Origin of the sequence: Pseudomonas sp. DCB_AW, from assembly GCF_026240895.1 — a bacterium.
GTDB classification, from domain to species: Bacteria; Pseudomonadota; Gammaproteobacteria; order Pseudomonadales; family Pseudomonadaceae; genus Aquipseudomonas; species Aquipseudomonas kermanshahensis.
In genome coordinates, this window is record NZ_JAPFCE010000001.1 from 256,246 (window position 1) to 281,449 (window position 25,204).

The 25,204-nt window shown below is 62.2% G+C and carries 24 protein-coding genes; 8 read left to right on the plus strand and 16 right to left on the minus strand.

Annotated elements, in window-relative coordinates; genetic code table 11:
• Positions 1 to 8: 8 nt before the first annotated feature.
• Entirely contained in the window at positions 9 to 554 is a 546-nt protein-coding gene (gene thpR / locus OO306_RS01185) for an RNA 2',3'-cyclic phosphodiesterase (RefSeq protein WP_265967446.1), read from the minus strand.
• A gap of 157 nt (positions 555 to 711) precedes the next feature.
• Between thpR and lpxO the strand changes: the two genes are divergently transcribed.
• The 3 genes from lpxO (at position 712) to OO306_RS01200 (ending at position 2,701) form a co-directional block, all read left to right on the plus strand.
• Positions 712 to 1,611, plus strand: coding sequence for a lipid A hydroxylase LpxO (lpxO, locus tag OO306_RS01190; RefSeq protein ID WP_027593830.1), 900 nt, complete (start codon positions 712 to 714; stop codon positions 1,609 to 1,611).
• Between the two features lie 97 nt (positions 1,612 to 1,708).
• Positions 1,709 to 2,053, plus strand: coding sequence for a carboxymuconolactone decarboxylase family protein (locus tag OO306_RS01195; protein WP_013973174.1), 345 nt, complete (start codon positions 1,709 to 1,711; stop codon positions 2,051 to 2,053).
• A gap of 78 nt (positions 2,054 to 2,131) precedes the next feature.
• A complete protein-coding gene (locus tag OO306_RS01200) occupies positions 2,132 to 2,701 on the plus strand; it encodes a GNAT family N-acetyltransferase (RefSeq protein WP_265967447.1) in 570 nt (189 codons plus the stop codon).
• Positions 2,702 to 2,827: 126 nt separating this feature from the next.
• On the opposite strand, the gene OO306_RS01205 is transcribed toward OO306_RS01200, so the two are convergent.
• From OO306_RS01205 to OO306_RS01230, 6 genes are all read right to left on the minus strand, one after another.
• Complete coding sequence (locus tag OO306_RS01205; RefSeq protein ID WP_265967448.1) at positions 2,828 to 3,574, minus strand: outer membrane beta-barrel protein; 747 nt, start codon at positions 3,572 to 3,574, stop codon at positions 2,828 to 2,830.
• A 454-nt stretch (positions 3,575 to 4,028) separates the two neighbouring features.
• Positions 4,029 to 5,357 (minus strand): glutamate/aspartate:proton symporter GltP, encoded by a 1,329-nt coding sequence (gene gltP, locus OO306_RS01210; RefSeq protein ID WP_027591962.1) that lies wholly within the window; start codon positions 5,355 to 5,357, stop codon positions 4,029 to 4,031.
• Positions 5,358 to 6,120: 763 nt separating this feature from the next.
• Positions 6,121 to 6,591 (minus strand): inhibitor of vertebrate lysozyme family protein, encoded by a 471-nt coding sequence (locus OO306_RS01215; RefSeq protein ID WP_027591963.1) that lies wholly within the window; start codon positions 6,589 to 6,591, stop codon positions 6,121 to 6,123.
• A gap of 2 nt (positions 6,592 to 6,593) precedes the next feature.
• Complete coding sequence (locus OO306_RS01220) at positions 6,594 to 6,755, minus strand: DUF1328 domain-containing protein (protein ID WP_003252966.1); 162 nt, start codon at positions 6,753 to 6,755, stop codon at positions 6,594 to 6,596.
• A gap of 55 nt (positions 6,756 to 6,810) precedes the next feature.
• On the minus strand, positions 6,811 to 7,101 hold the full coding sequence (locus OO306_RS01225) for a hypothetical protein (RefSeq protein WP_085272104.1): 291 nt from the start codon (positions 7,099 to 7,101) through the stop codon (positions 6,811 to 6,813).
• A gap of 174 nt (positions 7,102 to 7,275) precedes the next feature.
• Positions 7,276 to 8,097: a BON domain-containing protein gene (locus OO306_RS01230; RefSeq protein ID WP_027591965.1), complete on the minus strand. Its 822-nt coding sequence runs from the start codon at positions 8,095 to 8,097 to the stop codon at positions 7,276 to 7,278.
• 209 nt (positions 8,098 to 8,306) lie between these two features.
• Between OO306_RS01230 and algB the strand changes: the two genes are divergently transcribed.
• A complete protein-coding gene (gene algB / locus OO306_RS01235) occupies positions 8,307 to 9,653 on the plus strand; it encodes a sigma-54-dependent response regulator transcription factor AlgB (protein WP_027591966.1) in 1,347 nt (448 codons plus the stop codon).
• Positions 9,650 to 11,428 (plus strand): KinB sensor domain-containing domain, encoded by a 1,779-nt coding sequence (locus OO306_RS01240; RefSeq protein WP_099428016.1) that lies wholly within the window; start codon positions 9,650 to 9,652, stop codon positions 11,426 to 11,428. Before algB ends, OO306_RS01240 begins: the two co-directional genes overlap by 4 nt.
• A gap of 15 nt (positions 11,429 to 11,443) precedes the next feature.
• Here the strand turns inward: OO306_RS01240 and OO306_RS01245 are convergent, their stop codons facing one another.
• The 7 genes from OO306_RS01245 to OO306_RS01275 form a co-directional block, all read right to left on the minus strand.
• On the minus strand, positions 11,444 to 13,063 hold the full coding sequence (locus OO306_RS01245) for an EAL domain-containing protein (protein WP_099428015.1): 1,620 nt from the start codon (positions 13,061 to 13,063) through the stop codon (positions 11,444 to 11,446).
• A gap of 107 nt (positions 13,064 to 13,170) precedes the next feature.
• Complete coding sequence (locus tag OO306_RS01250; protein ID WP_265967449.1) at positions 13,171 to 13,959, minus strand: N-acetylmuramoyl-L-alanine amidase; 789 nt, start codon at positions 13,957 to 13,959, stop codon at positions 13,171 to 13,173.
• A gap of 79 nt (positions 13,960 to 14,038) precedes the next feature.
• Positions 14,039 to 15,982 (minus strand): GGDEF domain-containing protein, encoded by a 1,944-nt coding sequence (locus OO306_RS01255; protein ID WP_265967450.1) that lies wholly within the window; start codon positions 15,980 to 15,982, stop codon positions 14,039 to 14,041.
• 27 nt (positions 15,983 to 16,009) lie between these two features.
• Positions 16,010 to 16,864, minus strand: coding sequence for an endonuclease/exonuclease/phosphatase family protein (locus OO306_RS01260; RefSeq protein ID WP_027591971.1), 855 nt, complete (start codon positions 16,862 to 16,864; stop codon positions 16,010 to 16,012).
• Between the two features lie 11 nt (positions 16,865 to 16,875).
• Complete coding sequence (gene dsbA, locus OO306_RS01265) at positions 16,876 to 17,508, minus strand: thiol:disulfide interchange protein DsbA (RefSeq protein ID WP_265967451.1); 633 nt, start codon at positions 17,506 to 17,508, stop codon at positions 16,876 to 16,878.
• 203 nt (positions 17,509 to 17,711) lie between these two features.
• A complete protein-coding gene (locus OO306_RS01270; protein WP_099452557.1) occupies positions 17,712 to 18,329 on the minus strand; it encodes a cytochrome c in 618 nt (205 codons plus the stop codon).
• 31 nt (positions 18,330 to 18,360) lie between these two features.
• Positions 18,361 to 18,663 carry a cytochrome c5 family protein gene (locus OO306_RS01275; protein WP_027591974.1) on the minus strand — a complete coding sequence of 101 codons (303 nt, stop codon included), beginning with the start codon at positions 18,661 to 18,663 and terminating at the stop codon, positions 18,361 to 18,363.
• A gap of 201 nt (positions 18,664 to 18,864) precedes the next feature.
• Here OO306_RS01275 and yihA point away from each other — a divergent pair, with 201 nt between their 5' ends.
• Positions 18,865 to 19,497: a ribosome biogenesis GTP-binding protein YihA/YsxC gene (yihA, locus tag OO306_RS01280; protein ID WP_099428013.1), complete on the plus strand. Its 633-nt coding sequence runs from the start codon at positions 18,865 to 18,867 to the stop codon at positions 19,495 to 19,497.
• 427 nt (positions 19,498 to 19,924) lie between these two features.
• Here yihA and polA read toward each other — a convergent pair whose 3' ends face one another.
• Complete coding sequence (gene polA / locus OO306_RS01285; protein WP_265967452.1) at positions 19,925 to 22,678, minus strand: DNA polymerase I; 2,754 nt, start codon at positions 22,676 to 22,678, stop codon at positions 19,925 to 19,927.
• A gap of 74 nt (positions 22,679 to 22,752) precedes the next feature.
• On the opposite strand from polA, the gene OO306_RS01290 reads away from it, so the two are divergent.
• On the plus strand, positions 22,753 to 23,040 hold the full coding sequence (locus tag OO306_RS01290; protein ID WP_010951520.1) for a DUF2782 domain-containing protein: 288 nt from the start codon (positions 22,753 to 22,755) through the stop codon (positions 23,038 to 23,040).
• Positions 23,041 to 23,108: 68 nt separating this feature from the next.
• Positions 23,109 to 24,059, plus strand: coding sequence for a homoserine kinase (locus tag OO306_RS01295; RefSeq protein ID WP_099452553.1), 951 nt, complete (start codon positions 23,109 to 23,111; stop codon positions 24,057 to 24,059).
• Positions 24,060 to 24,232: 173 nt separating this feature from the next.
• Here OO306_RS01295 and OO306_RS01300 read toward each other — a convergent pair whose 3' ends face one another.
• Positions 24,233 to 25,189 (minus strand): zinc ABC transporter substrate-binding protein, encoded by a 957-nt coding sequence (locus OO306_RS01300; RefSeq protein ID WP_265967453.1) that lies wholly within the window; start codon positions 25,187 to 25,189, stop codon positions 24,233 to 24,235.
• Positions 25,190 to 25,204: the final 15 nt, after the last annotated feature.

Genomic DNA, 25,204 nt, shown 5'->3' on the forward strand with positions numbered 1-25,204 from the left:
AGCACGCATCACTCGGTCAACGGCCATTGCGCAAGCGGCCAGTACACACCCTTGCGCGATTCATACAGGGCGAAGTGCCGCGCGGCCAGGAAGAACTCCGGCGCCGTGGCGGCCTCCGGCGGCTGGCCGCGGTAGTCCCTGGACAAGGTCAGGTGCGGGCGGTATTCACGGCTCGCCGCCTCTACCCCCAATGGCAGCAGCGCCTGCTGCAGGCCATACACCAGTTGCAGCAAGGCCGGCGGCGTTTGCTGCGGCTCAAGCACCAGTGCACTGGCGCGCGGCCACACCTGCAAACGGTCGAGCAACAGCCGCGGCGCCGCCGCCGGGCGCTTGAGCGCATCGACCGCAGCGCAGATCGAGGGCAGCAAGGCGGTGTCTACATCACCGAGAAACAGCAGCGTCACATGGAAGTTGTCGGCGGGTACCGGCTTGCCAGTGCGCAGGTTCAAACCGCGCCGCCACTGGGCCAGAGCACGGCGCTGGGCATCGCTGACCGGCAAGGCGAAAAACAGCCGTTTGAAAGGGACGCCACTGGGGCGAACGTCCTGAACCATGTGATCTCCTTGACATGAAACGTTTGCGCAAGCGCTAGGCCATTACACCTAAGTCGCGCGGTAGTCACGTAACAATAAGTACAAACTGCTCCCGTGATTGTTTATGCTGGCCAGCTTATGCCATGGCGCATGGCCATTTTTCGACAAGTAAACGTCCATGAAAATTGCACTCGTACTCCTCTTTGTTCTGTCGATCGCCTATGTTCACCTGCGCGGTCGCGTTCGCCACAAGCTGACTCGCCAGCTGGGCGACCACTCCAGCTTCCTGGCCCCGGTCAACAGTTTCCTCTACCTGTTTTCCAAGCACCCGGCCAAGCCCTACTTGCCGGTCGAAGCCTTCCCCGAACTGCAACCGCTGCAGGACCACTGGCAGGAAATCCGTGCCGAGGCCCAGCAGTTGCTCCACGTCGGTGAAATCAAGAAATCCGAGAATTACGATGACGTCGGTTTCAACTCATTCTTCAAGACCGGTTGGAAGCGCTTCTACCTGAAGTGGTACGGCGAAAGCCACCCTTCGGCCATGACCCTGTGCCCACGCACCACCGAACTGCTGCAAGGCATCGGCACGGTCAAGGCTGCGATGTTCGCCACCCTGCCACCGGGCGCCAAGCTGGTGCGCCACCGCGACCCGTATGCCGGCTCCTACCGCTACCACCTGGGCCTGGACACGCCGAACGATGACGGTTGCTACATCGACGTGGACGGCGAGAAGTACTCGTGGCGCGACGGTGAGGGCGTGATCTTCGACGAAACCTACATCCATTACGCGGCCAACACCACCGACCACAACCGCATCATCCTGTTCTGCGATGTCGAGCGCCCGCTCAAGTACCGCTGGGCAACGGCGTTCAACCGCTGGTTCAGCCGCAACGTGATGGCAGCCGCCGCCGCGCCCAACGATGCCAACGACAAGACGGGTGGCATCAACCGGCTATTCACCCGCATCTACAAGATCCGCGAACGCGGCAAGGCGCTGAAAAAGCGCAATCGCATGCGCTACTACCTGGAAAAATGGGCGGTGGTGGCTGCACTGGTGCTGGTGTTCATCTACATCTGATTCAGCGCTGCCTGTGCCGTCGGTACAGGCAGCAGATGCCCTCGCCTTTTTCGACTAGCCTGAAAGCTCCACTCGCAACCACCCCAAGGTGAAGACGATGAGCATGATGGACTGGGACGCCTACCGTAAGCAGTTGATGGCCGGCATCGGCGATCTCAAGCAGTTGTCTCCCGACACCGTGGCCGGCTACATGACCGCCAGCGGTGCGGGCGCCAAGACCAACCACCTGGACGCCAAGACCCGCGAACTGATCTCCCTCGCGGTGGCCGTGACCACCCGGTGTGACGGCTGCATCGCCGTGCATTCGCAGCAGGCAGTGAAACACGGCGCCAGCCGCGAAGAGATTGCCGAAGCCCTTGGCGTAGCGGTGGCGATGAACGCCGGCGCCGCATTGGTGTACTCGGCACGCGCCATGGACGCAGTGGGCAAGGCCAACGGCTGACCCCGCGTGGCGTCGCCGCCCTTGCGCGACGGCGCCGCGCCACCCAGACTTGGCGGTCCAGCCATTGCAGGAACCACCATGATCCACATCCGCCCCATGACGCCTGAGGACTTCAAGCGTTTCTGGCCCACCTTCCAGGCCATTGTCCAGGCCCGTGAAACCTACGCCTTCGACCCTGCCCTGAACTTCGACCAGGCCCGCCAGTTGTGGCTGGAGATGCCCCTTCGCACCTGGGTAGCAGAGGATGACGGTGAGCTGTTGGGTTCCTACTACCTCAAAGCCAATGCTGCCGGCCCCGGGGCCCACGTAGGCAACTGCGGTTACATGGTCTGCGAGGCCGCGCGTGGCCGTGGCGTGGCCCGGATGATGTGCGAGCATTCGCAGAAGCTGGCGCGCCAGGAGGGGTTTCTGGCGCTGCAGTTCAATTCGGTCGTGGCCAGCAACGACGTGGCCGTGGCGCTGTGGCACAAACTCGGTTTCGAAACGGTCGGCCGCCTACCCAAGGCTTTCCGGCATGCCCGGCTGGGCTTGGTGGATTGCCTGGTGATGTACAAGTGGCTGGCGGATGAGCCAGTGGTGGAAAAACCGCCACTGTTGATCGGGCGCAAGAACATCGAGGCCCGCGTGTCGCGCCGACGGGGGCGTTAGCCGACGGTAGGAGCAGCCTTGCGCTGCGAAGAGGCAGCGCATGCATCATGCTGGTCATCGCCTGCACTGGCCCCTTCGCAGCGCAAGGCTGCTCCTACACAAACCGCGGTCTTGGCAAATCGCTGCTTAGAACGCCAAGCCGACTTTGAAGCCAAACTCATCACGCTTGAGTTTGGTGTTGTCCGCCACGGGCGAGTCGCCATCCAGCTTGTACTCGGTGCGGGTGTAGTAGACCCCCGCCTGTACCGGCATGCCGCCCTGCTGGTTCATCAGCAGGCTGACCTCGGCATAGGGGTTGGTGCGGTCTTTAAGGTCCACGGTGTCACTGCCGAAATCATCGACCTTCAGGCGCGCACGGCCATCGAGGGTATGACGCGCGCCCACCTCCACGCGCAGGGTCGACGCATCGAACTGGTGGTTGTAACCCAAGGCCGCCTTGGCGAAGGGCGACTTGACCGTGAGTTTGGTGTCCAGGTCGTTGATTTCGGGCTCGAAGCGCGACCAGCTGTAGCCGCCGCCCACGGTCACATCGACAAAATTGCGCGCATCCAGTGCAGCACGCCAACCGAGGTCGAGATCGGCCTGGGCTTCCTTGAGTTTGTTGTCATTCTTCTTGCCGTACTTGGCCTCGGCACCGATCTGGTAGATGAAGCCGGACTCTGCGGTCATCTTGTTGCCGAAGGTGGCGAATACACCGCCCTGCCCCAAGTGTTCCTTGTCGGTTTCGCTGCCGCCTTCGAATTTGAAGTCGTTATAGGCACCCAGCAGGCCGAGGGTGAACAGCGGGTCGGTACTGGGCGCGGCGGTTGCGGTTAAAGGCGAAGCGATCAAGGCGAGCAGGCAAGTGTGACGCAACAGGTGACGAGCGGACATGCGTGAAGTCTCCATGACGTGAAAACAGTGATAACGAGCGGTTCGAGAGACACGCTTTGGAGAAAGTTCGAAAAAAATCATTGAGAGCGTATGCCTTGGGCTATGCAGCGCCTATGAGATCGAGCGCCGCCCGCGCGGCGCTTCGCAGCACAAGGCTGCTCCCACATCTGTTTCGGGCCAATTATTCCTGGGGCATGGGCGCGCGGCCCCTTGGTGCCCACCTTGATATCGCGTCGGACCAACAAGGGGGTGGCGCGCGCCGGCACAGGCGTTCCTGGCCCTAAACAACTGTAGGAGCAGCCTTGTGCTGCGAAGAGGCCGGTGACAACTGTTCTGTTCTCAGCGCCTGCCCCGGCCTCTTCGCAGCACAAGGCTGCTCCTACAGGCCGGTGTGCTTTACAACAGATAGCCAAAAGCCCCGACAAGTCGGGGCTTTTTTTTCAACGCGTTAGCTTCAACGTTTGGCGGTCTGGCCAACCACTGCAGCTTCCTGCTTGTCGGCCATCAGCGAGGCGTAGTACTGCTCGCCCTTGGCAGCGTCGTACATGCCTTCCCAGCGTGCGATAACCAGCGCGGCCAGGGCATTGCCGACCACGTTCAGTGCGGTACGGGCCATGTCCATGATGCGGTCGACACCGGCAATGAAGGCCAGGCCTTCCAGCGGGATGCCCACGCTGCCCAGGGTCGCCAGCAGTACCACGAAGGATACGCCCGGTACACCGGCAATGCCTTTGGAGGTGACCATCAGGGTCAGGACCAGCAGCAGCTGCTGGCTCCACGACAGGTCAATGCCGTACAGCTGGGCAATGAAGATTGCCGCGATGCTCTGGTACAGGGTCGAACCATCGAGGTTGAACGAGTAGCCAGTCGGTACCACGAACGAGCAGATCGACTTCGGCGCACCGTACTTCTCCATCTTCTCGATCACCCGTGGCAGCACGGTTTCGGAGCTGGAGGTGGAGTAGGCCAGGATCAGCTCATCTTTCATGATGCGCATGATCTTGATCACCGAGAAGCCGAACACGCGCGCCACCAGGCCCAGCACCATGAAGGCGAAGAAGGCGATGGCGAAGTACACCAGCAACACCAGCTTGGCCAGCGGCAGCAGCGAGCTGAAGCCGAAGTTGGCGACGGTGACGGCGATCAGGGCGAATACGCCGATCGGGGCGTAGTTCATGATCATGTGGGTGACCTTGAACATGGTCTCCGACACAGCCTGGAAGGTACGCACCAGCGGGTCGCGCAGTTCTGCCTGCAGGCTCGACAGGCCCAGGCCGAACATTACCGAGAAGAAGATGATCGGCAGCATTTCGCCACGCATCAGCGCTGCGAAGATGTTCGACGGGATCAGGTTCAGCAGGGTTTCGATGAACGCGTGCTCATGCTGCACTTCGGCCGCGGTGGCCTGGTACTTGGAGATGTCCACGGTACCCAGGGTGCTCATGTCGATGCCGGCGCCCGGGTGGAACAGGTTGGCCAACACCAGACCGACGACGATGGCGATGGTGGTCACCACTTCGAAGTAGATGATGGTCTTGAGGCCGATGCTGCCCAGTTTCTTCGCGTCGCCAACTCCGGCGATGCCCACGATCAGCGACGAAATCACGATCGGGACGACGATCATCTTGATCAGGCGAATGAAGATGTCACCAGCGGGCTGGAGGACGTTACTGATCCACCATGCCTTTTCCGCACTGAAATGATTCAGTAGCGCGCCGATTGCAACGCCCAGGACCAGACCGATAACGATCTGCCAGGCGAGGCTCAGTTTTGCCTTCTTCATGTCTTTACCCTTTGTTCTAGTGGTCATGGGCGTCGAACGAAAACGCGCGTAACAGAGCCGTTGGCAACGTCACGGTGAGCGAAAAAGCTTCCGTCCGGCGACCTCATGTAAGGACACCGCGAGCGAGCGACAGGGCGCTCGGGCCAGCGAAAAGGCGGCAACTATTGCGATGGGGAAGGGGGAAATCTAATGCCGGAAACGCATACCCCATGCCGATACTGCATAACGGTTTGCGCTGAAAATGGCATGTCGCAAGTGCTTGATTTATAACGTTCGGAAACCCGAACAAGACCAAAGCGCCATTTTTGGGCCGATATGGCAGTGCATAGGGAGGGGGATGAATGGCTTGTTCGACAATCCGAATGGCCGAAATGACACTTGCGGCAGCGGCACCGAACGGAAAAAAAATGTGATGTACGGTCGAGACAAAATGTGTCCCGAAGCGAAAAACACGCAAGAGGGGCCATTGGACGATGGCATTGATGAAATGGCTGATGGCTCCTCGGAAGTCAGGTCGGTGCGGTGTCCCCGATGACACCCCCGACCTGAGGCTTCCGATTCCGCCTTTCCTGACCCGGCCCAATACTGGAGGCACTCCCTGTACCCCTAGGCCACTCCGATCTTGCAACAATCAGAACAGCCCGGCCCCATGGTCATGTGCTGCCCCTCCTCGGGGCGGCGCATCATAGAAGCCTGAACTATAAAAAGGTTCAGCTTCTATTACGTGACAGTGCGTTACCGTTCATCAGCGCTGGCTAAACGCTCAGTACCATTTCGGGTCACGCTTGAGTTGCTCGCGCAACATCGCCTTCATGCCGTCATCCGGCTTGCCAAGCCAGCGGTACTGCGCGTGACGGGTAGGCGACTTGTCGCTCGGCAAGCCTTCGGGTACCTCCACGAGCATCCCGTAGGCATCGTCCTTGTCCCAACTGAACGCCACGATCAGGCGTTTGTAGGTGCAGTTGTCCGCCGTTTCGCACAGGGGGCCGACCAGGTACTGGTCGCCGTCCTCGGTGACTGCCGACATCTGCTCCTGGGCACTGCCGGTGAGGTTGACTACCCAATCGGGCAGCCGTTCCTCGCCCTTGATCGTGTCCTCCCAGGCTTCCCGGTATTCAGGGTCCGAGCCGAGCAACTGGTCGACCCGGACCTGGCCGTCATTGGCCGCCATCGCCCCTGCACTGCCGCCCAGCAACAAGGCGGCAGCCAGGGCAGTGCAAAGCTTCCTGCTCATCGTCAACCTCGACCACGTCCAAAGAAGAAGGAGGCTACGAACAGGACCAGGAAGACGATGAACAGGATCTTCGCGATACCCGTGGCGGCGCCAGCGATACCACCGAAGCCCAGTACGGCGGCGACAATGGCGATGATGAGGAAAGTGATAGCCCAACTCAGCATGGTGGTTCTCCTTTCTTTTTTGAAATCAATCCGGCCCTAGGCGTCCAGGACAGGCTCAGAACACCCAGCGATCCTGGGGTACGACAGTTTCTACGGTGGCCGGCGATGCATTGGCCTTAGGCGAAGGCAGCGGGTCAGCCGCCCTCACCAGGGTGCTGGCACGGGTTGCCTGAATCTGCGTCAACAGCGCGGTCTGCGCCGCCACTTGATCCGCCAGACGCGCGGTCTGCCAGCTGTAGTAGAAGAGGCCGGCGGCCAAAGTCATCAGCAGCGCCATGCCGAGAAACAGGAACTGGCGCAAAGGCAGTGCGGCGTTCTGCGAGCGGTTGACGGATTGGCGGTTCATGCCGGCTCCTCCTGCTGTAATTGTTGTTCAAACCTGAACAGGTAATTGCAGCCTGCATGCCAGCCTTTGAATTCAATAAAATTCCTTTAAAATCAAATACTTAAGATAATCACCCATGGCACCGAAGGACGTATCCTGCACGATGCCGTCCTTGGCGTCGTGCGAATTGCACGATCAGCCCTCGACCTTGGTCGCGACCTTGAGCAGGTCGGCGTCCACACCACGCACGCCGATGATCTGCCGGGCGATCTCCACGGCGATGGTTTTCTGCTCGCTGCTGACCACCTCTCCCGACAGCCGCACCAGGCCCTCTTGGCTGGCCACCTTAAGGTTCAGGCCATCGAGGTTGCGGCTGAAACGGAAGCTGTTCTGGATCTTGTCGACGATCCAGCTATCGCTGGGTTGCGGCCCGGTCGGGGCACCCACCGGGTTCTCGCGAGCCTTGGCCATGGCGGCGGTGTCCAGGCTGACCAGGTTGTTGACCAGGTGCACGCCGTCGGTGGTTCGCGCCACCACCCCGGCCAGCTCCTTGGCCTCTGCGCTGTCGACCCTGCCGCGAAGCGTCACCACGCCATCGCTGCTTTGCACCTCGATAGGCGCTTTCTCGGTCGTGCGGCTCCACAGCAGCCGTGCCCGGATCACGGCAGCCAACGTTGCATCTTCCAGCCGCTGTGCATAAGCCCGCAGTTCCAGCGGGCGCTCCACCAGCTGGGCATTGACCTTCAACTGGTTGTCGACCTTTTCGATACCGCGGGTAGCCAGGGCGACATGCTCGGCCAACTGGCGCTCGACATCGTTCTCGACCTCACCGGTCAGCCGCGCCTGCTGGCCGTCCACCTCGACATCGATGCGAAACGGGTTGAGCATGCGGTTGAGCGATAACGCGGTTTGCAGCGAGCCCTCCAGGCGGGCGTCCTGCACAGGGTCAGCGAATGCCGGGGTCAATACCGGCAGCAAGGTGGCCGCCAACACGGCCAGTCGTGGGGAAAAGGGCATGGGTGTGCCTCCTTTGTTGGCAAAAACAGAAAATAGTCGCAACCAATGTGCCAGCGCGTAGCTCTAAGCAAATCATCGAGATATCGCGGTTTTCGGGCTTACTTTGGCCATTGGCTAGCATGCAAAGGACAGAATCCTTCAGAATTGACCATGCAACTTGCCCGATTTTTCCCACACTAATTGAAGATCTATCCTAAGGAGCGCAGGAAATGGAATCAGCCCAGGACAACCAAGGCCGCATTCTGCTGGTGGATGACGAGTCCGCGATCCTGCGCACCTTCCGCTACTGCCTCGAAGACGAAGGCTATAGCGTGGCCACCGCCAACAGTGCCGCCCAAGCCGAAACCTTGCTGCAACGCCAGGTGTTCGACCTGTGCTTCCTCGACCTGCGCCTGGGCGAGGACAACGGCCTCGACGTGCTGGCGCAGATGCGCATCCAGGCCCCCTGGATGCGGGTGGTGATCGTGACCGCGCATTCGGCGATCGACACCGCGGTGGATGCCATCCAGGCAGGGGCGGCCGATTACTTGGTCAAGCCCTGCAGCCCAGACCAGCTGCGCCTGGCCACCGCCAAACAGCTGGAAGTGCGCCAACTGTCGGCACGCCTCGAAGCCCTTGAAGGCGAGGTGCGCAAACCCAAGGACGGCCTCGACTCGCACAGCCCGGCCATGATGGTGGTGCTGGAAACGGCGCGCCAGGTTGCAACCACCGATGCCAACATCCTCATCCTGGGCGAGTCCGGCACCGGTAAGGGCGAGCTGGCCCGCGCCATTCATGGCTGGAGCAAGCGTGCGCGCAAAGCCTGCGTCACCATCAACTGCCCCTCGCTGAATGCCGAGCTCATGGAAAGCGAGCTGTTCGGCCATACCCGCGGCGCCTTCACCGGTGCCAGCGAGAGCACCCTTGGCCGGGTCAGCCAGGCCGACGGAGGCACGTTGTTCCTGGATGAAATCGGTGATTTCCCACTGACCTTGCAGCCTAAGCTGCTGCGCTTTATCCAGGACAAGGAGTACGAGCGCGTGGGTGACCCGGTCACCCGACGCGCCGATGTGCGCATTCTGGCTGCCACCAACCTCAACCTCGAGGAGATGGTGCGCGAAAGCCGCTTCCGCGAAGACCTGCTGTACCGCCTGAACGTGATCACCTTGCACCTGCCGCCCCTGCGCGAGCGCAGCGAAGACATCCTGACCCTGGCCGACCGTTTTCTGGCCCGCTTCGTCAAGGAATACTCCCGGCCCGCCCGCGGCTTCAGCGACGAAGCCCGTGCAGCCCTGCTCAACTACCGCTGGCCTGGCAACATCCGTGAACTGCGCAACGTGGTCGAACGCGCCAGCATCATCTGCCCGCAGGAGCGCGTCGAAATCAGCCACCTGGGCATGGGCGAACAACCGGCCGGCAACGCACCACGGGTTGGCGCGGCGTTGAGCCTGGATGAACTGGAGCGCGCCCACATCGGCGCGGTGCTGGCTGCCAGCGATACCCTTGACCAGGCCGCCAAAACCCTGGGCATCGATGCCTCGACCCTGTATCGCAAACGTAAGCAGTACAACCTATGAAGTGGCAGATGAAGCTGCGCACGCGGCTTTTCCTCAGCATTTCGGCGCTGGTCACGGTGGCCTTGCTCGGCCTGATGCTGGGCCTGGTGAGCGTGCTGCAGATGGCCTCGGTGCAACAGCAGCTCGTGCGTGACACCACCCACGCCTTGGAAGTGGGGCTTAAATTGCGGCAGAACCTCGGCGAACAGCTGACCCTGATCCTCGACGAGGACACCGCGCCGCAAAGCCTGCAAGTGCTGCAAGACAACTTCCAGTCCCTGCTCAACCAAGGGCTTGAACAAGGCGGCGAACGCACCGGCTTCAGCAAGGCCAGCAGCAACTACCAGACCTTCCTCGAGGCCTACCGCGACAGCCCTGCACCGGCGCGCAGCATGGGTATGGACCAGCCCCTGGGGGCTGCCTTCAACCAAGTGCGCACCGACCTCATCGACGCCCACAAGCAAGCGCTGGATCACATTACCCGCAGCGAGGAACATACCCGCGATCGCGCCTTGATGGTCAGCGGCGTCCTTGGCCTGATGGGCTTGGTGATCCTGGTGCTGGGTTTCATCACGGCGCACAACATCGCGCGACGCTTCGGCCAACCGATCGAGGCCTTGGCCAAGGCGGCCGATCAACTCGGCAAGGGCGACTTCGATGTGACGCTGCCAGTCACTCAGGCCATCGAGCTGAACCAGCTGACCCGCCGTTTCGGGCTCATGGCCGACGCCCTGCGTAAGCACCAGGCAACCAACGTCGATGAACTGCTGGCCGGCCAGCAACGCCTGCAAGCGGTGCTAGACAGCATCGACGATGGCCTGCTGATCATTGACCGCCAAGGCCGCCTGGAACACCTCAACCCTGTGGCGCAGCGCCAGCTGGGCTGGAGCGACAGCCGCCTGGGCAACACCCTGGCCGAAGCCTTGCAACGCCCGGAGCTGGAGCAACAGCTACGCCAGGTGCTGCGCGGTGGCAGCCTAGATCGCCCACCCGACGACCTGAACATCGACGTCGATGAAGAAACCCGCCTTCTGACCTACAGCCTGACACCGGTCAGCCACCCCCAGGGGCCGATCCTGGGTGCGGTGATGGTGCTGCACGATGTCACCGAGCAACGGGCCTTCGAGCGCGTACGCAGCGAGTTCGTGCTGCGTGCCTCGCACGAGCTGCGCACCCCGGTCACGGGCATGCACATGGCGTTCGGCCTGCTGCGTGAGCGGGTGAAGTTCCCGCCCGAGGCGCGCGAGTACGACCTGCTCGAGACCATCGGCGAGGAAATGCAGCGGCTGACCCAACTGATCAACGACCTGCTCAATTTCTCCCGCTACCAGAGCGGCCTGCAGAAGCTCGACCTCGCCCCCTGTGCCATCGATGAACTGCTGGAGCGCGCGCAGCTGCGTTTTAACGAGCAGGCCGCGCACAAACAGATCGAGTTGATCAAGGAGCTGGAACTGCCGCTGCCACGTATTCAAGCCGACATCGCCCAGCTCGACCGGGTGCTGGACAACCTGCTGCACAACGCCGTCCGCCATACCCCCAGCGGTGGCCGTATACGGCTTCACGCCAGGCGGCATGCGGAGCGGGTGATCATCAGTGTCGAAGACAATGGTGAGGGTATCGCCTATGGGCAGCAAGGGCGCATCTTCGAGCCCTTTGTGCAGGTCGGGCGCAAAAAAGGTGGCGCGGGGCTTGGCCTGGCGTTGTGCAAAGAAATCGTGCAACTGCACGGCGGCAGAATGGGCGTGTTTTCCCGGCCGGGGCAGGGCACTCAGTTCTACATGGCATTGCCGGTCTGACGACAGGGTTTGCCCTCAAGACTCATCGGTACCCCGCCGCGCCGGCACCGCCCGCCACCCGCGGGTCACCAGCTCGGCAAACTGGCGGGCGTTCAACGGCCGGGCGAATAACCAGCCCTGGCCGTAATTGACCCCTTCACTGTTGAGCAACACCGCCTGGTCTTCGCATTCGATGCCTTCGGCAATCACCCGCAGGTGCAGGTCGTGGGCCATGCGGATGATGTGCGGGGCCACACCACTGCTGGCGGCATCGTGCCCCAAGGCATCAATGAAGGCCTTGTCGATCTTCAGGCAGTCCACGGGCAGCGTCTGCAGGTAGGCGAGGCTGCAATAACCCGTGCCAAAATCGTCGATCAATACTTGGTGGCCTACCGCACGCAGGGCCTGCAGGTTGTCGCGCGCTACCACCACGTCGATCAGGCCGCGTTCGGTCACCTCGAAGGCGATCTGGCTGGCCGCCACCCGGTGCAAGGCCAGCAGCCGCGCCGCCACCCGGCCAATGCGCGGGACCATCACATCACACGCCGCAAGGTTTACCGAGATGTACAGGTTGCGGTGCGACCGCAGCAACTGGCCCAACTGCTCAAGCACCCGCTGCAAGACAAAGTCAGTGATCTGGCGGATCTGCCCGGTATTTTCGGCCAACGGAATGAACAGGTCCGGGCTGGTCAAGGTGCCGTCCGGACGGCGCCAGCGCACCAGGGCCTCGGCACCGACACAACGCCGTGTGTCGAGTTCGATGATCGGCTGGTAAAGCACCTGCAGTTCGCCCCGGCGCAGTGCGTTCTGCAGCTCCGAGCTCATCGAGCGGCGCTGCAGAATCAGCTGCAACACCAGCCAGCCAATGCAGCAGGCGGCCAGCACGCTGCCAGGGAACAGCAGCCAGAGCATGCCGTTCATGCGCAGGGGTAGGCTGGCGCGTGGCGCAATCAGCACCAGTTGGTAATCCGGCGATTTGGTCGGCATGCGATAGATGAGGCGGTCGCTCAATTCGAGCAGCGACTTGTGGCTGGCCGACCAGGCTGAGGGTGGTGGCCACACCTGCGGCGGGCCTAGTACCGGGATGGCCCGGGTACCGTTGTCCAGCACCACCACCAGGCTGCCACCGGGCGGCAGGTCGACAACATCGGTCAGGTGCCCGCGCGACGTGGACACCACGAAATTGCCACGCCCCAGCATCAGGGCCGCCAGGTTTTCGTCGGGCTCGATCGTGGTGTTCAACCAGTAGCTGTAGGTCGGCCCCTTGATGTCGGGCGCACGCAGTGGCTCGAAGGCTCGTTCATCCCCCCGGTTGGAGCAGGCGACATGGGCATCGACGTACGCGGCCTCATAAATGAAGCGCGAACTCAGGCCCACCTGCTGCAATGCCGCCAGCATCTCTGGGCTGCAGCCGCGCAAGGGCTGTGCCTGCAGGGTGTCGACCCCTTCACGAAGCTGGCCGAATACCTGCTCAAGGCGATCGAGAAAGCGCTCGCCCTGCGCATTCATCTGTTCACTCTCGCTTTGTTTCATCTGCTGCAGGGCAATACCGATGCTGGCGGTGAGCAACAGTGCGGCGCTGGCCAGTGCTGCCAGTGAGGCCAGCATCCAGGGACGGTAAAAAATTTGGCGCAGCGTGGCGATGAGGGCTGACATCAAGGGCATCCAGTTGATTACCAAGGTATAGCAACTGAATCGAGAATCATCCTCGCCGTTGGGCGATTAACGGGTCAAGGGCTGCTGCGCAGCCCATTCCCCCTGCATCAACGCATGCGGTTGAGCACTTGCAGCATGGCGGCCGTCTGGGCATCGGGCATGCCATCGAAGCGTTGTGGGCGGAAGCGCATCTGGAACGCCGCGATCACATGCCGGGTGGCAACGTCCAGTTCGCCAGTTTGCGCGATGGCATAACCAAACCGCGCCAACTCCTGCTGGTACCAGTTCACGCTCGGCGGGTTGACGCTGAAGAAGGCTTGTTGCCGAGCCACTGCGTTAGGCTCGGGCCAGATACCGATACCCGCGTCGGCCAGGCGCTTCCACGGGAACAACGGGCCTGGGTCGAGCTTGCGCAACGGCGCGATATCGCTGTGGCCAACGATATGCCGGGGGTCGATGTTGTTGCGTTTGACGATGTCCTTGAGCAGCGCGATCAAGGCCTGAACCTGGGCTTCGCTGTAGGGGTGCCAGACTCGGCCATTCGGCGTATCGGTGAACCCTGGGTTGACGATTTCGATCCCGATCGAGGTCGAATTCAACCAGGTGCGCCGTTGCCATTGGCTGTCACCGGCGTGCCAGGCGCGGCGGCTTTCATCCACCAGCTGATAGACCGTGGCCGGGCCATCGCCAATCAGGTAGTGGCTGCTGACCTCGCCATGGGTCAGTAGCGCCAATGAGCGCTCGAGCGAGGCATTGGTGTAGTGCAGGACGACAAACTGGATACGCTCGTCCTGGTTGGCCGACGGGTGGCTGCGGTCAATGCGCAGGCCCGTCGAGCAACCCGCAACAGCAATCAGCAAGCAGGTGAGCAGTGTTTTTTTAACGGTGGAAAGCACGTCGGCGGCCTCAGCGTGTAAGCGCTACAGTATAACGTGCTCTGAATGGCCTGTGCTCGCCGTGAGTCAGCGCCGCCCCTTACCCCTGCTCGACACGGTTGCGCCCCAAGTCCTTGGCACGGTACAGCGCGGTGTCGGCGCGCTTGAGCACCTGGTCACCGCGCTCGCCGGAGCGGAATGCACCCAAGCCAATGGAGGCGGTGATCACCACGCGCTCGCCTTTGAAATGGAACGGGCAGGCTTCGATGGTCGCACGCAGTAGCTCAGCCATCTGTGCGGCCGCGGCGGGTGAAGTCTGCGGGAACAGCAGGACGAATTCCTCACCGCCAAAGCGGGCGATGAAGTCGCGCCCGCGCAGGCGCTTGCGCAGCTGGTCGGCGACGATCTTCAGCACCTTGTCACCCGCCAGGTGCCCATAGTTGTCGTTGATGCGCTTGAAGTGGTCCAGGTCGAGAATCGCCATGGCCAAGTGGCCGCCGTTTTCATGCCAGTCGAGCATCTCGCGTTCCAGGTGCTCGCTCCAAGCCGCGCGATTGGGCAGGCCGGTCAGCGGGTCGAGCAAGGCCTTTTGCCGCTGCTCTTCAAGGTGCTCGCGATAGCCAAGCGCCTCGTGCTCCATGTTCGCCACGCGCTCGGACAGGCCCTGCAGGCGACCGGCAAGCTCCTGCTCGCGGCGATCACGCTCATGCTTGTGCTCGTCCATGGTCACCAGCAAGCCCTCGAGCCGGTTTTCCAGGATGTGCTTGAGGCTGTCCACGTCGGCGGCGCCCTTCACACTGCTCTGCAGCCCATCGACCTGCTGGCGCAGCTGGGTGTCCAGCGCCTCGGCGGCGGTGCTGTTGTCGGCATGCCCGGCACTGGCTTCGTGCAGGTGGCTCTGGAAGCCTTCCAGGCGCTCGTTGAGCTGTTGCAGGTAGGTCTCGAATTCGTGCTGGCCGCTGTCGGTGATCGCCAGCATCAGCACCGCCAAGTCGTCGAGCACCGGGATCAGTTCGTACCAATTCAGCCCCCGCGCCACCCGCTCGCGCATTTCCAGGGCCTGGGCCTTGTGCCGCTCGGGCAGGCTGAGGTCGTCGAGCAGGCCGATCAGGGTCTGCTCGATATGGGCGGCCACTTGGCTGTAGGGCGGCTCTACCGCGTAGGGCAGGGCATAGGGGCCATCTTCACCGAACGTTTCTTCCAGCGTCTGCGGCGGTACGGCCTCTGGCGTGGGTTGGCTGAGGGCTGGCTCTGGCGCTGTCGCCTCATCCGGCACAGGCTCGGGTGGCGGCGCGCTCGGCACGTCTGCGGTTTCGATCAGCGCCGGCCCTTCCAGCTCCGCTACCAAGGCTGGCTCAGCCAGTGCTGGGGGTGCCAGGGGCAGCAGTGCGTCTACATCCTCGGGCTGCGCGTCTTCAGCAACGCGCTGAACGGGGGCGGCAACGGGCGGCACCACGGCCTCAGCCATTGCCACAACAGGCGCCGCCGCCAGTGCAACCTCTGCTTCGTCGGGCTGCTCGCTGTCACGACCACCAAACAAGCGCTGCAAAAAGCCTGGCCGCTCTTCTTCAGGCTTGCCCAACGCATCCAGCGCGCGACCTTGCAGGCCGCTCAGCTCCCCCAGCAACGGGGGCAGCTCACGCGACTGGGCAACCCCGCCGTCGAGTTTTTTCGCCAGTTTTTTCAGCGGCCGCGAGATGTCGCTTGGCAGCGGCAAGCCTTGCAGCTGGGTGACCAGCGCCGTCAGCGCATCGCTGACCTGGTTCATGCGGGTTTCCCGGCGTTGCTCGGAATCCAGCACGGCTTTTTCCAGGCGCGGAATCAGCCCGGCAAGGCCTGCGTCCATGTTGTCGCTGCGGATGACCTCGCGCATTTCCTTCATGCACTGGTCCACCACCTTGTCACTGCCTTCGGCGGCCAGGGTGCTGCGCACCAGCCCACGACGCAGCAGGTCGAGACGCGCGTCCCAACGGCGTTCAAGCTTCTCTTGCTGCTCGATGCTCTTAAGGTATTTCTCTTTCCAGCGTTCAGCGTCGTCAGTCATGCCCGGGCCCGCAAACGGTGATGGCAATTAGCTCAAAACCGGCAGCGTATCCACAGTCAATGCATCAGGCAATCGAATCTCGACGGCAACGGGAAGGTGATCGGAAATTGGCTGCGCCAACACCTCGACGCGCTCAAGGGTGAGGCTTGGGCTGAGCAGGATATGGTCCAGGCAACGCTGCGGTCGCCAACTGGGGAAGGTGGCCTCGACTTGCGGGGCGACCAGGCCCAGGTCGCGCAGGGGGGAATGCTCCAGCAGGTCGGTGGCATGGGTGTTCATGTCACCCATCAACACCTGATGGCGGTAGCCGCCAATCAGCTCGCGAATGTAGCCAAGCTGCAGGGCGCGGGTTTTGGCGCCGAGCGCCAGGTGCATCATCACCACGATCAGCGCATCTTCACCCTCGCCGAAGCGCACCAGAATGGCACCGCGACCGGCCGGGCCGGGCAGGGGGTGGTCCTCAAGGTGTTGCGGCTTGAGGCGGCTGAGCACGCCGTTGCTGTGCTGGGCGAAGCGCCCGAGGTTACGGTTGAGCTGCTGGTACCAGTAAGGGAAGGCGCCCAGTTGGGCCAGGTGTTCGACCTGGTTGATGTAGCCCGAACGCAGGCTGCCGCCATCGGCTTCCTGCAAGGCCACCAGGTCGAAGTCACTGAGCAGCTTGCCGATTTTTTGCAGGTTGCTGGCACGCCCGGTGTGCGGCAGCAGGTGCTGCCAGCTGCGGGTCAGGTAATGCCGGTAGCGCTCGGTGCTGATGCCGACCTGAATATTGAAACTGAGCAGCCGCAGGCGCCCATCCTCTGGCAGGCCGGGCGCCTGCAGGTGATGTTCGTTGACCTGCGGCTGGTGCAGGCCAATGCCACGCGTGCTTCGGAAGCGGGGCATAGGTACGCCGCTTACTTAGCGGCGCGCTCCTTGGCGATCAGCTGGTCGGCGACATTCAGCACGCCCTCTGGCCCGCCTGCAGTGCCCAGGTCGAAGCGGTACTTGCCGTTGACGACCATGCTCGGGACGCCGGTGATTTCGTACTTATTCGCCAGTTCCTTGGCCTGGTTGACCTGTCCTTTGATGGCGAAGGAGTTGAAGGTGGCGAGGAATTTGTCCTTGTCCACGCCTTGGGTGGCGAGGAAGTCGGCCATGTCCTGAGGCTCGGTCAGGCGCTTTTTCTGGTTCTGGATGGCATCGAACACTGCGGCATGCACCTTGTGCTCGACGCCCATGGCTTCGAGGGTCAGGAACATCTGGCCGTGAGCGTCCCACGCGCCACCGAACATGGCCGGTACGCGCTTGAAGTTGACGTCTTTCGGCAGTTTTTCAGCCCACGGGTTGATTACCGGCTCGAAGTGGTAGCAGTGAGGGCAGCCGTACCAGAACAACTCGACCACTTCGATCTTGCCAGGCACGGAAACCGGAACAGGGTTGCTCAGCTCGAGATATTCCTTGCCGGCAACAGGCTCGGCGGCCTGTACGGCGGTCATACCGAATACGCTGGCGGCGACCAGCGCAGCGCTGAGAATCAGTTTACGCATGCTTTACTCCTGAGCATTCATGGGTCGCCTCGACGCGACCTGTGTTGAGACAGGCCGGGCCAGGCCCGAGTTCTGTAGTGTAACGGCTGCGGACGTAAAAAAGGGCGGTCCGGCCGCCCTTTCATCTTTGGCTTACAACATTAACCGAATGTTAATACGCCAGCTTCTTCGCGGGTTTGCCCGCGAAGAACTCGCCATTTACCTCAGTGCAGGCCCTGGATGTAGCTGGCCAACGCTTCGATATCGTGGTTGCTCAGCTTGCCCGCGATGGTACGCATGGTCATGGCATCGCCATCGTTGGTACGCACGCCTTCACGGAACTCGGTCAGTTGCTTGGTCACGTACTGCGAGTGCTGCCCGCCCAGGTGCGGGAAGCCCGCCAAGGCGATACCTGCGCCGTTCGGTGAGTGGCAGCCGGTACAGGCGGGCATGCCTTTTTCCAGGTCGCCGCCATTGAACAAGGCGCGGCCGCGTTCGACGAGCTTGGGGTCGGCCGCCCCGACGCTACCTTTTTGGCTGGCGAAGTACGCCGCGATATCGGCCAGGTCCTGGTCACTGAAGGCAGCCAGCATGCCGGTCATCTCCAGCACGGTGCGCTTGCCGGACTTGATATCGTGCAGTTGTTTTTCGAGGTAACGCTGGCCCTGGCCTGCCAATTTCGGGAAGTTCGGTGCCAGGCTATTGCCGTCGGGGTTGTGGCAGGCACCACAGACGGCCGTCTTGGCCTGGCCGGCGGCGGCATCGCCTTTGATAGGTTCCGCAGCAATGGCCGCACCTGCGACACCCATGGTCAACAGCAGACTCACGACTAGTTTGTTCATCAGCTAATCCAACACGGCTAAGGGTGAAATGTTATGTATCGGGACTGCCGCTCATCCAAAGGATGACCAAACGGTAGTCCTCGGCACTGCAGTCCATGCACAATCCACGCGGCGGCATAGCCTTGAAACCCTGGGTCACATGCCTCACGAGTACATCCACACCTTGCGCCAGCCTTGGCTCCCATGCTGCCCGGTCACCCTGCTGGGGGGCCTGTGGCAACTGACCGGCGTGACAGGCCGCACACGTGCGGTTGTACAACACCTCGGGATCCTGTGTAGCCTGTGCGCTGAAAAACGGCAGGAACATACCGACAGCAAGCAGCCATTTCGCCATGCGGAACGACCTTCAGGGTTGGGGGCCGCGCTGCGTTCTGATGCGCGAGCTATTGTTCGACACCCCATGCTCGCTCTCCTTCGCTGGGAGAATGAGCACACAAAAACTGGGGCATTATATACTTCCGCCATCCAAACGGAAACGACACCGCTTGCCAGGCTCGAGCCTTCAGAGTCAGGCAACACCCACATCGGATATCCCATGCAAGTCAAGAACCCCATCCTCGGCCTCTGCCAGAAAGCCACATTCGCCCTCAGCGCAGCCAAGGTCGAACAATGCCCGGACGACCAGGGTTACGAGGTGGCTTTCGCCGGCCGTTCCAACGCCGGCAAATCCAGCGCCCTCAATACCCTGACTCATGCCAGCCTGGCGCGTACCTCGAAAACCCCGGGGCGCACCCAGCTGTTGAATTTCTTCAGTCTGGACGATGAACGGCGTTTGGTCGACCTGCCGGGCTACGGTTATGCAAAAGTACCGATTCCACTCAAGCAGCACTGGCAGCGCCACCTGGAAGCCTACCTGGGCAGCCGGGAGTGCCTGCGCGGTGTAATTCTGATGATGGACGTGCGCCATCCGATGACCGACTTCGACAAGATGATGCTCGACTGGGCCAAGGCCAGCGGCATGCCGATGCACATCCTGCTGACCAAGGCCGACAAACTCACCCACGGCGCCGGCAAGAACACCTTGCTCAAGGTGCAGTCGGAGATCCGCAAGGGCTGGGGCGACGCAGTGACCATCCAACTGTTCTCGGCACCGAAGCGCCTGGGGCTGGACGAAGCCTACCGCGTGCTGGCGGACTGGATGGAGCTGGAAGACAAGCCCGTGGCCTGAAAACCTGCATAGACTCCAGTAGGAGCAGCCTTGTGCTGCGAAGAGGCCATGTCAGGCTGTAGATATCTGTTGCCCATATTGGCCCTTTCGCAGCACAAGGCTGCTCCTACAGTGGGGAGCAGCAGCGCCTGTCAGGCAAATCGCAGGCAAAAAAAACCCCGGACTTCGTATGGGGAGGGGGAAGTTCGGGGTCCAAGTCCGGACCGCTAGGGCGGGGTCCAGATATCTGCCAACACTTAACACAACATAGGAGCATCGAAGGGCTTCACCAGCCATTCAGTTACTCTGAGTTCCGCTTCACCGGTTTAGTTCCGAAGCCCTGAAAACTATTTGCGATAGTTTCATGAAACTCCAGCACTAATGGCATCTAGCCATGCCAGGATCCGCGTCACCACGTCGCAGATCCTACACAGCTTTGCCGGCTCAATCAGTGAGCTTCGTCCCAATTCGCGCCAATTCCTACCTCCACCAGCAACGGTACATCCAGTTGCGCGGCGCGGCTCATGTGCAGACGAATTTCATCTTTTACCTGCTCGACCAGCTCCTCACGCACCTCCAGCACCAATTCGTCGTGCACCTGGAGGATCACGCGGGCATCCAGGCCGCTCTCGGTCAGCCAGTTGTCCACATAGACCATCGCCCGCTTGATGATATCGGCAGCCGTACCCTGCATCGGTGCGTTGATCGCCGTCCGCTCAGCGCCTTTGCGCAGGGCCGGGTTCTTGGCGTTGATGTCTGGCAGGTACAGGCGACGGCCAAAGAGCGTTTCGACGAAGCCTTGCTCGGCGGCCTGGGCGCGGGTGCGCTCCATGTAGGCCAGCACGCCCGGGTAGCGGGCGAAATAGCGGTCGATGTAGTCCTGGGACTGCTTGCGGTCGACGCCGATCTGCTTGGCCAGGCCAAAGGCGCTCATGCCGTAGATCAGGCCGAAGTTGATGGCCTTGGCGCTGCGGCGCTGGTCGGTGGTTACCGCCTCAAGCGGCACGCCGAACACTTCAGCTGCAGTGGCGCGGTGCACGTCGAGGTTGTTGCGGAAGGCGTGCAGCAAACCTTCGTCCTTGGCCAGGTGAGCCATGATGCGCAGCTCGATCTGCGAATAGTCCGCCGCCAGCAGCTTGTAGCCAGGGCTGGCCACGAAGGCCTGGCGGATACGCCGCCCTTCCGCGGTGCGAATCGGGATGTTCTGCAGGTTCGGGTCGCTCGACGACAGGCGCCCGGTGGCCGCCACCGCCTGTTGGTAAGAGGTGTGAATGCGCCCGGTGCGTGGGTTGATCTGCCCAGGCAGCTTGTCGGTGTAGGTGCTCTTGAGCTTGCTCAGGCTGCGGTACTGCATCAGTACCTCAGGCAGCGGGTAGCCTTGCTCGGCCAGTTCGTCGAGTACCGCCTCGGCGGTAGACGGCTGGCCCTTGGCGGTCTTGCTCAGCACCGGCATGCCCAGTTTGTCGTAGAGGATCGCACCCAACTGCTTGGGCGAGCCCAGGTTGAAGGTCTCGCCAGCCAGTTCGTAGGCGCGGCGCTCCAATTCGGCCATCTTCACGCCCAGTTCGCCGCTCTGCACGTGCAGCAGCTCGGCATCCACCAGCGCACCCTGGCGCTCGATCTTGGCCAGCACCGGCACCAGCGGCATCTCGATGTCCATCAACACCGGCTGCACGCTTGGGGTTTTGGCCAGGCGCGCCTGCAGCGCCTGGTGCAGGCGCAGGGTGATGTCGGCGTCCTCGGCGGCGTACGGGCCGGCCTTGTCCAACGGGATCTGGTTGAAGGTCAGCTGTTTCGCGCCCTTGCCGGCAATCTGCTCGAAGGTGATGGTGGTGTGGTCGAGGTACTTCTGCGCCAGGCTGTCCATGTCGTGGCGGGTGGCCGTGGAGTCCAGCACATAGGACTCGAGCATGGTGTCGTAGGCCACGCCGCGCATGTGGATAGCCGGGGCGCCATTGGCCAGGATGTTGATATCGTACTTGGCGTTTTGCCCGACCTTGGCTTTGGCTGCGTCTTCCAGCAGGGGTTTGAGCGCCAGCAGCACAGCCTCGCGGTCCAGCTGAACCGGCGCGCCTTCGTAGTCATGGGTCAGCGGCACATAGGCGGCTTCGAACGGCTCGACTGCGAACGACAGGCCGACCAGTTGCGCCTGCTGCGCGTCCAGGCCGGTGGTTTCGGTGTCGAACGCAAACAGCGGGGCCTGGCGCAGTTTGTCCAGCCAGGCGTCGAAACGGGCCTGGTCGAGGACCGTCTCGTACTTCGGTTCGACCTTGGCCGCCGGTGCTGCGTCTTCAGGCACGGCCACGGTTGCCCCGGCCCTGGCAGCTTCACGCTGAACGTCGGCGACCCAGCTCTTGAACTCCATCTCGGTGTACAACGCCAGCAGCGCATCGCGGTCTGGCTCGCCGCAGACCAGCGCCTCGACTTCGATATCCAGCGGCACATCGATCTTGATGGTGGCCAGCTCATAGGACAGGAACGCCGCCTCACGGTGTTCCTCAAGCTTGGCCGGCAAGGTCTTGGCGCCACGGATGCTCAGGCCCGGGACCTTGTCGAGGTTGTCGTAGACATCACGCAGGCCGCCACCGATCCCGGTCAGCAGGCCGGCAGCGGTCTTCTCGCCCACACCCGGCACGCCTGGGATGTTGTCGACCTTGTCGCCCATCAGGGCCAGGAAATCGATGATGTGCTCGGGGCCGACGCCGAACTTTTCGTGCACGCCGGCAACATCCATCACGCTACCGGTCATGGTGTTAACCAAGGTGACGTGGCCGTCCACCAACTGCGCCATGTCCTTGTCACCCGTCGAAATGATCACCGGCCGGCCTTGCGCCGCGCTGCTGCGCGCCAGGGTGCCGATCACATCGTCGGCCTCCACGCCTTCGACGCACAGCAAGGGGTAGCCCAAGGCCTTGACGCTGGCATGCAGGGGTTCGATCTGCACCCGCAGGTCATCGGGCATGCTCGGGCGGTTGGCCTTGTACTCGGCGAACATCGCATCGCGGAAGGTACCGCCCTTGGCGTCGAACACCACTGCGAACAGGCTGTCAGGGTATTGCTTGCGCAGGCTCTTGAGCATGTTCAGCACACCCTTGACCGCGCCGGTAGGCATGCCTTTGGAGGTGGTCAGCGGCGGCAATGCGTGGAAAGCGCGGTAGAGGTAGGAGGAACCGTCCACCAGGACGAGGGGCGCTTGGCTCATGAGCAGAATCAACCTTTTCGGCGGGTCCGGAGCTAGAATAGCCGGATCAATGACGACAAAGGGACAAGGTTATCATGCGTACACTCAATCGCCTGTTACTGCTCGGTCTGTTGGCAACCATGCCAGTCGTCACCCTGGCGGCGGACGACGCCCCCTCGGCCGATCCCGAGGTGACCATTCGCACGGAAGGCGATAAAACCATCCAGGAATACCGTCAGAACGGCTTCCTGTATGCGATCAAGATCACGCCAAAAAACGGCAAGCCTTATTTCCTGGTACGCGCCGACGGCACTGATGCCAATTTCATTCGTTCCGACCAGCCGGACATGCTGATTCCGTCCTGGAAGATCTTCGAGTGGTAAGCTGACGCGTATCGTTCACATTAACTTGGCACTTCCCGGCGGAAGTGCCCGTATGGGCATTTTTCATCATGTCAGTTTTCACCCCCGTGACCCGGCCTGAGCTGGAAACCTTTCTGGCGCCGTACCAGCTGGGCCGTCTGCTCGACTTCCAGGGCATCGCCGCCGGTACCGAAAACAGCAACTTCTTCGTCAGCCTGGAACAGGGTGAGTTCGTCCTGACGCTGATCGAGCGCGGCCCGAGCGAAGACATGCCGTTCTTCATCGAGCTGCTCGACGTGCTGCATGACGCCGACATGCCCGTGCCGTACGCCCTGCGTGACCGTGATGGCAATGGCCTGCGCGAACTGTGTGGCAAGCCGGCGTTGCTGCAGCCGCGGCTGTCGGGCAAGCACATCAAGGTACCCAACAACCAGCACTGCGCCCAGGTTGGCGAGTTGCTCGCTCACATCCACCTGGCCACCCGCAACCACGTCATCGAGCGCAAGACCGACCGTGGCCTGGACTGGATGCTGGCGTCTGGCGCCGAGCTGATGCCGCGCCTGAGTGCCGAACAGGTTGCGCTGCTGCAGCCAGCGCTGGACGAAATCAATGCACACAAGGCGCAGATCCTGGCCTTGCCACGGGCCAACCTGCACGCCGACCTGTTCCGCGACAACGTGATGTTCGAAGGCACCCACCTGACCGGTGTAATCGACTTCTACAACGCCTGCTCGGGGCCGATGCTGTATGACATCGCCATCACCGTGAACGACTGGTGTATCGATGAGCACGGGGCCCTCGATGTGCCACGCGCCCAGGCGCTGCTGGCGGCCTACGCGGCGCTGCGCCCGTTCACCGCCGCCGAGGCCGAACTGTGGCCCGAGATGTTGCGGGTCGGGTGTGTGCGTTTCTGGCTGTCGCGCCTGATTGCGGCGGAATCGTTTGCCGGGATGGACGTGATGATCCACGACCCGAGCGAGTTCGAGGTGCGCCTGGCGCAGCGCCAGCAGGTGGCATTACACCTGCCGTTCGCCCTCTGAACCCACCAAGGGCGATGATTAACCTGTAGGAGCAGCCTTGTGCTGCGAAGAGGCCGGTAAACACACAGAGGATCTTTGCTGTTATTACCGGCCTCTTCGCAGCACAAGGCTGCTCCTACCAGGGTCGCGCATGGCCGCAGGCCGGGCGCAACCCCGCCAAAAGGCCGCGCGCCTTAGAGCTGTTCCAGGCACCCCGCCAGGTCGCTACCCAGCTTCTCCAGCAGGCGCTCATAGCCCTTGGCATCTACCGGGTCCGTGCCACCCAAGGCATCCAGTTCGGCCAACCGCACCGGCAACCCCGCCGTCAGTGTCTCCGCCAACCGCGGGCGCAGCGGCGGCTCGCTGAACACGCAGGTCTTGCCCACTTCCTGCAGGCGCTTGCGCATGGCGGCCACATGCTGCGCGCCCGGCTGCACCTCGGAAGCCACACTGAATACCCCGGTGTGCTTCAGACCATAATTGGCCTCGAAGTAATCGAACGCCTCGTGAAACACGAAGTACGGCTTGTCGGCGATACCCGCCACCCGCGCCTTGATACGCCCATCCAGGGCATCAAGACGCTCGACAAAGGCCTTCAGGTTGGCCTGGTAACGCGCGGCATTGGCGGGGTCGACCTCGGCCAGGTCCGCCGCCATCTTCGCTGCGATCACCCGGGCATTGACCGACGACAGCCACAGGTGCGCGTCGAGGCTGCCTGGGCGGTGATCGTGGTCATGGTCGTCGTGGTCGTCTTCATCATGCGAGTGGCTGTCTTCGCCAAAATGGCGCAACTGCATGCCAGTCAGCGACTGAACCGCAACGGTGGCCTTGTCCCGCCCTTTCAGCACGCGCGGCAGAAAGTTCTCCATGTCCGGCCCGATCCAGTACAGCAGGTCGGCATCCGCGACGCGCCGTACGTCGGAGGGGCGCAGGGCGTAATGGTGCGGCGAAGCGCCAGGCGGCAACAGCACATCCGGGCTGCCAACCCCGTCCTGTACGGCGGCGGCAATCTGCTGCAGCGGTTTGATACTGGTCAGCACACGCACGTCGGCCTGGGCTGAAAATGCGATGAAAGCGACAAAAAGGGCTAGGAATCGGGACACGGTGAATACTCGGCTCGACAGAAACAGGTAACATAATAACGTCTCCATCCAGAACCGTCGCTG